Raw genomic sequence first — 13,154 nt, 5'->3', positions numbered from 1 at the left:
TACGATATGATTAAATAAAATCTTTTAGAAAAGAGGACATTTATGATTTGGTTTGGTGATATTACAATGGGTCCTGTCTCACAAATTTATGAGGAAGGACAATATGATGAAACACCGTATTGTGCAAACTGTAATCTTGAAGTTGGACCAGGTGGTCGTGTCGATGCCAAATTCCCTGAACAAGATGATTACAATCGTTGTCATCATTGCGTAAATAAATAATAAAAAGAGTTCTAATTTAATAGAACTCTTTTTATTATTTATGCGATACTCCTTTTAAGAATTAGAAGCTAGTGAGGTTATCTTTTAAAGTAATCATCTCGTAACACTTTTTGTCCGATTTCAAACATTTCAATCACTTTAACATCCATTTCTTCCATATAACTTTCAGTTCCTATCTCATCAAAGGATTCATAATATTCTGAATACTTATTATATCTTGCATGATCGGTGATCCATCCATAATCTTCAAAAATAACGGTTGATTCTAATTCACTAAAAATATCAATCCCAAATGCATGCTCATAATCGTAATCTAAATTAAATAAATTCGCCATCGTCGGAACTAAATCAAATACATTCATAACTTTTGATACCGTCTGAGCCTCAATCCCCGGTGTCCAAATCATGAGTGGAACTTTACGAAGCTCTTGCCAATCCCACTCATTTGTTGAATCATATGCCCATAACTTATCGTGATGAATGGGATAAGGATAATGATCCCCATAAATGACAAGAACTGTTTCATCTAAGACTCCCGCTTCTAATAGACGCCCCATAAGCACTTCGATTGATTGGTCGAAGGCATTTTGAGCGGCATAATAATAAACAATTTCTTCGTCATCAGACTGAATAAATGAGCTAACATAATCGTAATTTTCTTGTAGTTCAGTCCGCTGTGTGGTATAGGGCGTATGACCATTCGTCGTAATCACGTAACTAAAGAAACGATCATCTTCAAGAAAAATATCAGACGCAGCATTCATTAAATCCGCATCACTTGGCCAGTTCACCATATACTCCCACTCTTCTAAAAATTCTAAACCAAGTGCTTCTTGGTCATAAAAAGCATCATATCCTAGTGATTCATGATAGGCATCTCGATTATAAAATTCTCCGGTGTTCGAATGATAAGATGTCGCGCTGTATCCTGCCTTTTTAAACACAGACGCAATTGAATTTGGAAACGCGTTGTCGGTGAATTCATAACAAGTTGTGCCATAATTCACTGATGGTACCAACGAGGTATTAGAGATAAATTCCGAGTCACTCGTGGTCCCTTTATAATGTGGGGAATAATAGTTCTCAAAATAAATTCCTTCATTCATTAGTTTATATAATGTTGGGGTCGCCTGTTCATGAATGGCACGGCTGAACAAACTTTCTGCCATAATGTAAACGACGTTTTTCCCTTCAAAAATCCCACTCATCTCATTGTCGATATGCGTATGATTTAATTTTTGAAAGTAGTCGTCAATTTCAGATGTTTGTTGGCCCACTACTTGCGTTTTTTCTTGCTGATGACTGATAGCAAGTTTAATATCTTGTAGTGTATATTGATACAATCCAAATTCACTCATCGCTTTTCCTTTATCAAATAATGTTTCGTATAAATAAACATCATCTTTATATCGACTCCCTTCATTGCTTGCTTGTGTAAAAGTTAGCTTTGTGACAGTACTTAAGATAACAGACAAAATAGTTAAAGTCACGATAATCAGTTGATCATGTCGTGTTCGTTTTTTCGGTGATTTAAACCAATAGCACGCTAATAAAACAAATCCCGTGGGAATTAAAAACAAACTATATTTTAATTCTAATACCCGAAATATCTCCCCACTTACCGTTGATAATTCCATTAAATTCGTCATTTGATTAACAGAAAAAAAAGCTTGATAAAATCGATAATAAATCAATTGTCCCACTGCAATAATGCTAATGAGACTAAACGTCATGCTATAGAAAATAGGTCTTGCGATTCCTTTAAATAATAGCCCAATGGCAGCTAATAAACTACTAAATGAAATCGAAAATAAAATGGCTTTTAATGAAAACCAATCATAACCTGCCATTAATCGAATTAAACTATCCACGCAAACAAAACCCATGATGTATGCCAATGGCATCCCAAAGGTGCTAATTTCTCTCCATTTCTTCATTTTCATCCCCCTTACTCCTTACAATTATATCGAATTTATAATGAATTGTAAAATTTAGGTTAATTTCAAAGCTAATTTAACATGAATAGTCAATAAAGCATTTGATAAATCAAAAAAAATGTCGACCGCCTGGTCGACATTTTTTTATTATTCTGCCATTTCGTCAACACTAATAGGTTGAACGATTTCAGCATCGATTCCGATAATATCCATGATTTTTTCTGAACGTTCTTTGGTTGAACCACTAATCACAGAATATTTCACATTTTCAGCATTTAAGAAGTTTAAGATCGCATCATCCACCATTTGAGCAACTTCTTCATCTTGCCATCTTACGCCATCTTTCTTATAACCAAATTCACGTGGTACAAAGAAGATATAGTCATATTGAGGTAAATCACGAATCGCTAAACTATATAGGTCATTTAAAATTTCAATTTCTTTTTTGGTGCGAGTTTTATCACCTAGCATTAAACGTCCATAAATATAAGGAACGAATGTCGCATAATCCGTTACAGCATAATCGTGTCCATCTAATGCTTTCTCTAAATGTAATTGACCTAAATAAATTCCGTATTGCTCAGAAATTGATTCGATCATGCCTTTATCTCTTAAATAATCAGTACTGTATTCTGTTGCGACTCCAACATTAATATCTCTGATTTTTAAATCCACATATAATTGTTGAATTAACGTTGTTTTTCCACAACGTGGTCCACCTAGGATTGCAATTCTTACCGTCATAGATCACTTCTCCAATTTAAAAAATATTTTTTCTTTTCATACGAAATGCTGTGAGAATTAAATTATATCAATAATTAATACTTTTTTCAACGACAAGTTATTCCATGCTTCGACAACATAAAAAGTCTATCCAATGATAGACTTTTTATTGATTACAAACGTGGTTTTAATGTTAATCCTTTTAAGAAGTTACGAAGATAACGATCGCCACACTGTTTATAATTTTTTTGCCCTTCTTTACGTAACACCGCACTTAATTCACTTTTTGAAATCTGAACGCCTGCTAAAGCTAAAATTTCAAGCATGTCTTCTCCTGTTAAAGAAAGCGCAATTTTTAACTTTTTCATCACGACATTATTAACAGCGTTTTGTTTAATCGCAACAGGTTGCATCGGTTCTTGCCCTTCTTTTTGACCTCGTTTATACACAATTAACCCATTTAAAAACGCATCTAATGTACGATTATTACATTTTAAATTTTCCTCTGCCTCTTGATCTTGGAAAATTCCTTTATCCGGTGACTTAATTAACATTTTTCGAACTTCTTCTTCTGTTAACGTCACGCCACCTAATTTAAATATTTTAAGCATTTGACCGTCTTTTAAGTTTAATGCATATCTGATTCGAATTAAAATATCATTATTATCCATTAAAATGCCTCCATACTATGTCGAATAATCTTTATTATAACACAAATATCGAGGTGAAATTAAAATTCTTTTGATATTCCACTGAGGTGCGTAACTTAGACTGTTCCTAAATCCCCGCTCCATGTGTTTTCGATCCAGTTAATCATTCTCGTATTCGTGTCAGCAAGTTCTTTGTAACCTCCTTGAACAAAAAAGGCAATCATGATCAAGTCAATTGCAATCATCATGGGCTTAATCATTTGCTTTTCTTCAAACGTTAAAATGGTTACTTCGTCATATCCTTTAATCACTTGCTTGAAAAAGATTGATCATCTGTCACGTTTGGCCTCTTCTTGAAAAATACTAGCCAATGCCCCCGTTCCTAAATAACAAACGTCAAATAATCGCGCATTGAGTTGGGTTAAATCAAAATCAATATAGCCGACAATTTCATTATCATTAAAAATGATATTGGCGCCATGAAAGTCACGATGAATCGCCTGTCTTGGAAGATTGTTATAAAGCTCCTTAAAATGATTTATACACGTATTTTTTATGTTTTTTAGTTCAGTTAGTTCCGTTTTAGGTAAGGTTGACGCTGATACATACGTTTCAAGTTCTTCACTCACCCACCCCGATAACTCTTGTAACATATCATTATCCCACAAATCAGTGAGTTTTGGTGTAATTTCTTTTAACCCTTCGTGTAGCGTTGCTAAATGTTGCCCCAGTTCATAACCAAGCTTCGCCTCATCGGCTATAAAATAATCCGTTAATACGGATCCTTTTATTTTTTCACACAAAATAAAATAATAACCATCCATAACGACATAATCTTCGTGATTCACAGTTTGAATCGGGGTTTGCGTTTTAACATTAACCGTCTTTAATAATTTAGATAAATGAATGTGTCGTTTTAATTCCTCTAAATTCTCACTCATTCTCAATAAGTAATCATCATTCACGGTCCAAACGTGTGGTTGACGATTCGTTTCATCACTTATCGCTTCTGTTTCAATCTTCGCCTCCACTAAGTCGTAACAGGCTAATACATTTTTTAATCTAGTACTCATCAAAAATCCTTCCACCTGTATTATGATATCCCACACTTCATCTTATGGCGACCTCATTTATGATTCTGAAAAAAAGATGAGGCAAACAGATTGCCTCATCTTTTTCGTTTTTGTTGCAAAATAATACGTTCAATACTTTTTTGTGATAAACAGTAGTTATGAGCTAAGGTTTCCTTTGATTCCCCAGCTAAAAATTCTGTATAAATATTAGTATTTCGTTGATTCATTTCTTCTCTTATTTTCGTCTTAGTGCCCCACCCGAGTCTACGCTCCTCTTTTTTGGGAATATACAAATATTCGCCATCGACATATTGTTGAATGAGTTCAATAACTTCAAGTGGTAAAACATCTTTCGCTTTAATATAGCACATGTTGCGCCTCCTCAAGATTTATTCAATCTAACATGAGAGTTCGCAAAGGCTATTTAACTAATTAATCGCATAACCTCTGCTACGCGTTCATTGTCGGTTCCATCATCATATATTCCTCCTCTTTTCAGTCCTATTTTACGATTCTTGAGCGTTAAAAACAAGCCTCTAATTTAAATGGTAACCCATTAAACCAAAGTAATCGTTCCATCAAACTATCGTCATTATACGAGTTGAGAATCATATATGAAAATCTTGAATAGTTTGCTTTTATTTACACGATCACTTGAACTCCCGTCCCGATTAAAAGATATCATTTTGGGATAATCATTCTGATTTGTCTCTACTTTTAAGATAGGTTCAGAAATTTCTTGCTGTATGGAGATTAAAGTGACTGACGTGAGATTTAATCTTGAAATAAAAGGATTTTAGCTAAGTTCCTATCGACAAATTATTTAAAATCACGGTATACTTATGACAGATTGATTTTTTAAACTCCATCAAAGGAAGTGACAACATGCGTTTAAATAAATTTATAAGTGATTCTGGAAAAGCTTCAAGACGTGGGGCTGATAAATTAATTGCGGAAGGACGAGTTAAAGTTAACGGTCGTATTGCTAAAATTGGTGATCAAGTGAAACCTGGTGATGAGGTAATGGTAAATGGAAACATTATCCGTCTTGCTCGTAATCACGTTTATCTTGCTTTAAATAAACCGGTCGGAATTACGTGTACAACAGAAAAAGGAGTCAAAGGAAATATCGTCGATTTAGTTAATCACCCGCTTCGTGTGTTTAACATTGGTCGTTTAGATAAAGATTCTGATGGATTAATTTTACTTACAAATGATGGAGATATTGTCAACGAAATTTTACGTGCTGAAAATAATCACGAAAAAGAATATATTGTATCTGTTGATAAACCAATTACACCTGAATTTATTGAAAAAATGTCTAAAGGGGTTCGAATCTTAGGACAAAAAACATTACCTTGTAAAGTGACACAAATTTCAAAATATGAATTTAACATTATTTTAACACAAGGATTAAATCGCCAAATTCGTCGTATGTGTGAAGTATTAGGATATGAAGTTTATCGTTTACAACGTGTCCGTATTATGAACATTACGCTTGGAAATCTGCCAGTAGGACAATGGCGTGACTTAACCAAAAAAGAAAAAACACGTTTATTCCAAGAATTAAACTATCATCCTCAAGAATGGTAATTGAAAAAGCGAACGTTAGAAATAAACTAACGCTCGCTTTTTTTCATCTTTTTTATCCGTGCTTTCGTCTTCTTATCGACTTGATTTGATTCAATGATTTTTTGCAATGCTTTTTGATAAGTAAAAGGATCTAATGAATGATTTTCTAAGTAAGTCTGAGTCTTTTTTTCTTGTTTAATAAAACAAATTGAAATAGCCCATGCAACTGCCATCTGAGCATAATATCCTTGATGCTTAACCTGATCTAATGTCTCTAGCACAGACTCAATAAACAGATCTTCTATATAATAAATTAACGCCATCACCACAGCAAATCGAACTTCAAATTCATGAGATGATTGAAAATAAGGTTGTAAAAACGTCCAAACTTCCATTTGGTGGTCTTTCGTAAATTTTAACCCTGAACAAAAGCTATCACAGACTGACCAATTATTAATTTTGGGCACAAATTGACGAATCAACTCAAGTTTTGCATCCAAAGGAACCTTGATATAACCAATAATCATGCCTTTTAACATGATTTCTTCAAAGTAAAGTTCGTCATTGTTTTGTAAATATGCTTCATAATCCCTTTTGAAGATTTTTCTAGCCATTTGCCGAAGCTTTGGTAAACGAACTCCAAGTAAATGGTCGGTTCCAGGTAATAGTCGCATTGCGAACCTTTGATAGGTTGGCTCTGCTAACACAAGTAATTCATTTCTGATTGTTTCAATCACAACCCTTACCTCCCTTAACTTCAAGTATACTAATTTTTTGTTTAAAATCAACACGACTCATCCACCCTAATGAGAAGGAGTGGTGTTCATGAAAAAACGTGGCTTTGATATCCATGATACAAAATGGTTTTCAAAGACAGAGCAACTTCGATTAAAACAGGCCAAAGAAGAAATCGAGTGGCTTCTTGATCGAAACTATCCCATCTTACCCGTCGTTAAATTTGTGTCGGATCGCTATCAATTTTCCAATCGCCAACGGGATGCCTTAAAGCGTTGTGTCTGCACACAGTTACAAAAAGAAAGTCGAATCTCTCGTCGATTATCACTTTCAGCCTTAAACCATCAAACAATCTATATTGATGGATTCAACCTGATCATCACCCTTGAAGTCGCCCTATCAGGAGGCACCTTAATTCGTGGCCGTGATGAAATCATTCGCGATTTAGCCGGACTTCGAGGAACATACAAACTCATTGAGCAAACAGAAGAAGTACTGCGACTGATTGGTCAATGCTTAAGCTCTCATCACGTGAACCAGGTTATTTTTTATTTAGATGAACCGGTTTCTAACTCGCGAAATCTCAAATACAAGATTTTAGAGTTTTCAAAATTTTGGAACTTTAAAACAAGCGTGGAATTGGTTCCTAATGCCGATTTAGCTCTTCAACATCACTCCCATATCATAAGTAGTGATGCCATCGTTTTAGACTCTTGCCTCAGTTATTTTAATTTAAGCGAAGATATTATTCAACGATTCATCCCTGACGCGTTCATTTTAACCTTTTAGCCTCATAAATGCGGTATTTCTGTGTGAATCTTTAAATCACATTGCGAAAGTTTGTTAAACTTGCTAAAATTCAACGTATCTAGATGAGAGTAGGTGACGACACATGAAAAAAAGATGGATCTTCCTCTTCCTCATTGGCTTTATGGTCGTGTTTATTAGAGGATTTAAAGATATCGAAACAAAATATGAACTTAAAAAAGAACAGGAACGGATGGCTCATTTGGATGTTTCAGCCCTTGATTTAACGTATCTGGTCAATAAAGTCGATGAATTAGGTGGTGATTTTAATCAATTAAATTGGAAAGAGATAATCGCTTTCATTGGTGTGGAACAAAATAATGAGATGCACCAAATTAGTGATGAGGTCTTAACCTACACGGCCCAAGAATTTATGACGGATACCCATGTGAAAAGTTTTGATGAAGTGGTAGCAGATTCTGACTTTTCAGATGATGAAAAGACGCGTGCTTATCAATATTTAGACGATTTAAAATACGTCGGTTATGTTTCCTCAAAGCTAGAACCAAGCGCTAAAGAGGCACAATTTATTGCCCAACTCGTCCAACCAGCAGAGGCAAATTATTATGAAACGGGCATTTTACCTTCTATCACGATTGCCCAAGCTATCTTAGAATCTAACTGGGGAACATCTGATTTGGCGGTAGCGACACATAATTTATTTGGGATTAAGGCAGACTCACGTTGGGATGGTCCGAGTATGAGCTTTGAAACACTTGAATATGCTGATCAAATGGTAATTGGAACCTTTCGCCAGTATGAAAACTGGCAACAATCAATTGATGATCATGCTGCCTTTTTAGTCAATAATGCTCGTTATCAACAAGCTGGCGTTTTTGAGGCAAAAACGTATCGACTTCAAGCCAAGGCTTTGCAAGATGCTGGCTATAGTACAGCAGAAGATGAACTTGGAAATCGCGTCTATGCGAAACGACTTGGCGAATTAATTCGGCAGTATAATTTACAACTTTATGATCATGAAGTGATGTATGAAGCTTCATAAAAATCAGCTGATGTTGCATATTTTAACGGGGAATCGGGTAAATTAAGCTTATCCTTTGTGGATAAACTCTCTCCAATAGGTGTTTAGACGCCGCTAGTGATAAACACTTATTAAATTTTTTCTTTTATTTTCTTTCGTCATCAAAAACACCCCATCTCTTACCGATGGGGTGTTTTTATTGTTACTCAAGCGTGACATACCAACGTGGTACCACTTGAGTAAAAGAATCATAATCTTTCATTGTTTGTCTACAGCGACGAATCATGCCCTCAATTGCTTCTTGGCCAAACTTAGTAGCCCAAGTAATAGAATTAAGCGCTGCATACGCATTATATAACGCTAAGACTTTCCAAAATTCTTCACTTGGATTCCCTTGAAAATAGCCATGAATTTGACCGATTGAAAACGGGATACTGACCTCAACATTAAATGATTGCACTTTATAAAAATCCTCTACGTAATCACTCACTTGCATTCGATTGAAATCAATGACTCCTACTTCAAAATCTGAAGTTAAAATCAAATTCCCAACATGATAATCTCCATGATTCATGACCACCTTCAAATCATTTAAGTCATCTAAGTGCGATTTAATATAGTTGATAATTTTATCATCTTGCTCAACACGATACCCACAACGTTCATAACGAGCCAATTTTTCAAGCATCTTTTCTTTTTTCGCTAACACATCCACCACTTCTATTGTCGGCAAATCATGAATAGCCTTTAAAATTTTTCCGGCCTTTATTCCTAATTCATATTGCTTCTGCTCACTCAACACTTTTAGTGATGACTCAAGTGACTCTCCGACAACCCAAGTTAATAACATATAAACCATGCTTCCTGCATTACACGTCCCAAATTCAACAGCTCGTGACATCTCAAAGTCTAAAGTATTGAAGTTTTGAATTCGTTCAAACTCTATCCGCTTTGATTGATCCTGTGAAATATCTGATAACCTTAACATATATTCGCGGTTATGAGCGTCTAGTACATAATACTTTACATCACTTGACCATCCTGCTTCAACCTTCTTCACGATTTTAGCAGATTGACAAACCGCAATTGATTTCAAAACAGATTCCATTTTTATATCCTCCTCATCTGGAGTTCCTTGAAAACTAATCTAAACAAACTTCTATTTTACGTTTTCCCCCGATGTTTGTAAAGCGTTTTATTTTTTTTATAAACGATTCACCCTTAACCTATTTTCTTTCGATGTAACCCTCTTTAACCATTTCTAAATCAATACAGCATCAACCTTTTGTAAAAAAAGATGAAAGGAATATCCTTTCATCTTTTTTGGTCTTATTCTTCAATTAAAACGACGCTATCCCCGACTTTGATGTTTCCACCTTTTAAAACTCGTGTGAAAATTCCATTTTTCGGCATGATACATTGACCTACGCGGTAGTAAATCGCACAACGTGTATGACACTCTTTTCCAATTTGTGTGACTTCAAGTAAGGTTTCCCCCACTTGAATCTTTTGTCCAACCGGTAGTTCATTTAGTTTGATCCCCGATACGACTAAATTTTCACCAAATGCTCCAAAATCAACATTAGCTCCTTTTAAATTGAAATCTTCAATTTTTTCAAGTGCTAATAAACTGACTTGACGATGCCATTTTCCAGCATGAGCATCTCCTTTAATTCCGAAATTTTCAATTAGTGTTGCCTCTTGTACCATTTGTTTGGCCGTTCCTTTTTTTTCACTCATACAAATTGCCATGACTTGATTCACGTTGTTACCCTCCAATTTGATTCATAAACTTAACTTCTTCGTCTATATTCTCTTGATTAAATAAATGTTTTTCAGGTTTGTGATAAATTTGTTCATAGATGACGTGTTGCAATGCCTCATCAGTGATACCTGCTCTTATTAAATCTTTTAAACTCACACCAAATTTAAAATGTAAGCATTGCTTCAAAAAACCATCTGCACTCACGCGAATCCGATTACATGATTCACAGAAACAATTACTCACAGCAGAAATAAACCCGACTTTTCCAGGTCCTTGATTCACACAGACATATGTTGCCGGTCCACCTTTATCCGCTTTTCCAACTTCCACAACATCTGAGTAACTAGAGCAAATTGTTTGAAGCACCTCTTCATTTGTCACACCTTTATGCACTTTTCCAACTCCGATGGGCATGAGTTCAATGAAACGAACATCAATTGGTTTTTCTAGCGTTAATCTTACAAAATCTAAAATTTCATCTTGATTCACCTCATCGACAAGGACTGTATTTAACTTTACCTTTAACCCATAAGCTAAACACTCATCAATAAACTTTAAAACATTGGCTAAAATCCCACGACGTGTGATTTGGTGAAATCGATCAGCTTTTAATGAATCTAAACTAATGTTTACCCCTTTAAGACCGTGATGAGCTAATGTCTTCACTTGATCAGATAATACGGTTCCATTCGTTGTGAGATAAATTTCTTCAATCCCATCGATATCGTGAATTCGCTTTATTAATTCAACAATGCCAGGACGGACTAGAGGTTCTCCACCTGTTAATCGAACTTTTTTTATGCCAAGACGGGCACAGGCAGTCACAATGCGAATCATTTCATCATCGCTTAACTTACCACATTTCGGTAAAAATTCTTGAGTGGTATCTTCCATGCAATAAACACATCGTAAATTACATTGGTCGGTAACGGATAGCCTTAAATAATCTATTTCTCTGTTAAATCTATCTTTCATGTCGTCTGCTAAAGTGGTATTTAAAAATTAAATTCGCCACTTTTTCCTCCTGTTTTCTTTAACAAATGCGTTTCTTCAATCACCATTCGTTTATCAACGGCTTTACACATATCATAAATCGTTAAAGCAGCAGTCATAGCAGCGGTTAAAGCTTCCATTTCAACTCCTGTTTTATCCACGATTTTAACCGTTGCTTTTATATGAATCTTACTGTTTTCACGATCGACTTCAAAATCAACATTACAGCTTGAAATCATCAACGGATGACACATGGGAATTAAGTTAGACGTTTGCTTACATGCCATGATTCCAGCAATACGTGCCACACCTAATACATCACCTTTTCCGATTTTCCCTGCTTCAATTAAATGAAGCGTTTCTTCACTCATGCGAATACTTGAAACCGCAATGGCTACACGTGCCGTTTCAACTTTATTTGAAACATCCACCATCTGAGCTCGTCCATTTTGATCAAAATGCGTTAATTTATTTTCCATGTTAATGTCTCCTAATTTATTATTTTCCAAATGAACAATGCGGGAACGTACAAACACCACAATCTAAACATAATCCACCATGTCCATAGGCTGCAATATCCTCAGCTGTTAATTCTTCATCAATTAAAATACGAGGCAAAACCAAATCAAGAACCGTACGCTTAGAATACATCGCACAACTTGGCACCCCAAGTACCGGTGTTTTTCCATGATAAGCGAGTAAGAACATCGCCCCTGGTAAAACAGGTGATCCATAAGTCACAAGTCGACCTCCACTTTCTTTAATAGCAGACGGCGTCACATCATCAGGATCGACTGACATCCCCCCCGTACAAATAATTAAATCAACGTTCTCTTGAAGTCCTTGTTGGATGGCTTCAATAATTAACTCTTTTTGATCGGGCAAAATGACCTGACGACTCACTGTACTTCCATAGTATTCAAGTTTCTTTTTGATAACTGGTAAAAACGCATCTTTAATCGTTCCTTTATAAACTTCATTTCCTGTTGTAATCAACAAACATTTTTTTGCTTTAAACGGTTCCATCCACATAATCTTATCTGTAATTAAGGTTTCTGCTTCTTTAATTTTTTCTTCATCGATGACCAATGGAATGACACGTGTTCCACCAATCTTCTCTCCTTTTTTTAATGGAGTATTCGTATGAATCGTCGCCATCATCATTTCACCAATGGAATTTAGGGTCATTAACTTTTCTTTATCAATTTTCAAAACACCGTCGCAGTCCGCAAAGAAGTCGATTTTCCCTTCTTTGATTTCATCCGATGCCCTAATGCCATCGCCTTTAGCTAAATTAGAAAGCCGAATCGCCGCGTCATTTTCATGTAGTTGGCCCTCTTTCACTTCCCAAACATAAATATGTTCTTTCCCAATAGCACGTAATTTTTCAATATCCTCTTCTTGAATCAAATGCCCTTTTTTAAATAAACGGCCTTTAAATTGACCTGGGATGATTTGTGTGACGTCATGTGTTAGAATTGATCCAATCGCATCTTCAACTTTAATCATTTTCATACGATATTCTCCTTATTATGATGTTTAATGTGATAAACGCATCATTAATGTTTTATATAAACTCATTAAGAAAATAGCAACAATCAAAATAATCAATAATATTTGCGTCGCCATTTCAGTATTGTTATTTTCAATGGCATAATACATCGCCATCGGTAACGTTTGTGTTTTTCCTGGAAT

16 protein-coding genes are annotated in these 13,154 nt (G+C 35.2%); 4 read left to right on the top strand and 12 right to left on the bottom strand.

Features of this window, described 5'->3' with window-relative positions; translation table 11 throughout:
* Positions 1-42: 42 nt before the first annotated feature.
* Positions 43-222, top strand: a complete 180-nt coding sequence (locus QWC74_RS10550) for a hypothetical protein (protein ID WP_009607699.1) — start codon at positions 43-45, stop codon at positions 220-222.
* A gap of 77 nt (positions 223-299) precedes the next feature.
* On the opposite strand, the gene QWC74_RS10545 is transcribed toward QWC74_RS10550, so the two are convergent.
* From QWC74_RS10545 to QWC74_RS10520, 6 genes are all read right to left on the bottom strand, one after another.
* Positions 300-2,159, bottom strand: coding sequence for an LTA synthase family protein (locus QWC74_RS10545; protein WP_006785739.1), 1,860 nt, complete (start codon positions 2,157-2,159; stop codon positions 300-302).
* A 147-nt stretch (positions 2,160-2,306) separates the two neighbouring features.
* Positions 2,307-2,903 carry an ATP-binding protein gene (locus QWC74_RS10540; protein WP_006785738.1) on the bottom strand — a complete coding sequence of 199 codons (597 nt, stop codon included), beginning with the start codon at positions 2,901-2,903 and terminating at the stop codon, positions 2,307-2,309.
* A gap of 152 nt (positions 2,904-3,055) precedes the next feature.
* Positions 3,056-3,553, bottom strand: coding sequence for a DUF1456 family protein (locus tag QWC74_RS10535; protein ID WP_006785737.1), 498 nt, complete (start codon positions 3,551-3,553; stop codon positions 3,056-3,058).
* A 95-nt stretch (positions 3,554-3,648) separates the two neighbouring features.
* Positions 3,649-3,792 (bottom strand): hypothetical protein, encoded by a 144-nt coding sequence (locus tag QWC74_RS10530; RefSeq protein ID WP_155222991.1) that lies wholly within the window; start codon positions 3,790-3,792, stop codon positions 3,649-3,651.
* Positions 3,793-3,861: 69 nt separating this feature from the next.
* The gene (locus QWC74_RS10525; RefSeq protein WP_006785735.1) at positions 3,862-4,605 is read right to left on the bottom strand and encodes a phosphotransferase; all 744 of its coding nucleotides are present in this window, start codon (positions 4,603-4,605) and stop codon (positions 3,862-3,864) included.
* A gap of 95 nt (positions 4,606-4,700) precedes the next feature.
* Positions 4,701-4,976, bottom strand: coding sequence for a CD3324 family protein (locus QWC74_RS10520; RefSeq protein WP_009607708.1), 276 nt, complete (start codon positions 4,974-4,976; stop codon positions 4,701-4,703).
* 514 nt (positions 4,977-5,490) lie between these two features.
* Here QWC74_RS10520 and rluF point away from each other — a divergent pair.
* Positions 5,491-6,198, top strand: coding sequence for a 23S rRNA pseudouridine(2604) synthase RluF (gene rluF / locus QWC74_RS10515; RefSeq protein ID WP_006785732.1), 708 nt, complete (start codon positions 5,491-5,493; stop codon positions 6,196-6,198).
* 26 nt (positions 6,199-6,224) lie between these two features.
* Here rluF and QWC74_RS10510 read toward each other — a convergent pair whose 3' ends face one another.
* A complete protein-coding gene (locus QWC74_RS10510; protein ID WP_006785731.1) occupies positions 6,225-6,914 on the bottom strand; it encodes a DNA alkylation repair protein in 690 nt (229 codons plus the stop codon).
* A gap of 88 nt (positions 6,915-7,002) precedes the next feature.
* Here QWC74_RS10510 and QWC74_RS10505 point away from each other — a divergent pair, with 88 nt between their 5' ends.
* Together QWC74_RS10505 and QWC74_RS10500 are read left to right on the top strand one after the other, a co-directional pair.
* Complete coding sequence (locus QWC74_RS10505; protein WP_006785730.1) at positions 7,003-7,701, top strand: DUF434 domain-containing protein; 699 nt, start codon at positions 7,003-7,005, stop codon at positions 7,699-7,701.
* Positions 7,702-7,804: 103 nt separating this feature from the next.
* Complete coding sequence (locus QWC74_RS10500; RefSeq protein WP_006785729.1) at positions 7,805-8,722, top strand: glycoside hydrolase family 73 protein; 918 nt, start codon at positions 7,805-7,807, stop codon at positions 8,720-8,722.
* A gap of 181 nt (positions 8,723-8,903) precedes the next feature.
* Here QWC74_RS10500 and QWC74_RS10495 read toward each other — a convergent pair whose 3' ends face one another.
* From QWC74_RS10495 to QWC74_RS10475, 5 genes are all read right to left on the bottom strand, one after another.
* A complete protein-coding gene (locus tag QWC74_RS10495; RefSeq protein ID WP_006785728.1) occupies positions 8,904-9,809 on the bottom strand; it encodes an aminoglycoside phosphotransferase family protein in 906 nt (301 codons plus the stop codon).
* 221 nt (positions 9,810-10,030) lie between these two features.
* Positions 10,031-10,465: an MOSC domain-containing protein gene (locus tag QWC74_RS10490; protein ID WP_006785727.1), complete on the bottom strand. Its 435-nt coding sequence runs from the start codon at positions 10,463-10,465 to the stop codon at positions 10,031-10,033.
* Between the two features lie 4 nt (positions 10,466-10,469).
* Positions 10,470-11,441: a GTP 3',8-cyclase MoaA gene (moaA, locus tag QWC74_RS10485; RefSeq protein WP_006785726.1), complete on the bottom strand. Its 972-nt coding sequence runs from the start codon at positions 11,439-11,441 to the stop codon at positions 10,470-10,472.
* 20 nt (positions 11,442-11,461) lie between these two features.
* Positions 11,462-11,938 (bottom strand): cyclic pyranopterin monophosphate synthase MoaC, encoded by a 477-nt coding sequence (gene moaC, locus QWC74_RS10480; RefSeq protein ID WP_006785725.1) that lies wholly within the window; start codon positions 11,936-11,938, stop codon positions 11,462-11,464.
* 19 nt (positions 11,939-11,957) lie between these two features.
* Positions 11,958-12,974 (bottom strand): molybdopterin-binding protein, encoded by a 1,017-nt coding sequence (locus QWC74_RS10475; protein ID WP_006785724.1) that lies wholly within the window; start codon positions 12,972-12,974, stop codon positions 11,958-11,960.
* Between the last annotated feature and the right edge of the window lie 180 nt (positions 12,975-13,154).

The organism is uncultured Turicibacter sp., assembly GCF_938044715.1.
GTDB lineage: Bacteria > Bacillota_I > Bacilli_A > MOL361 > Turicibacteraceae > Turicibacter > Turicibacter sanguinis.
This window is presented reverse-complemented; position numbering and strand designations above follow the sequence as displayed.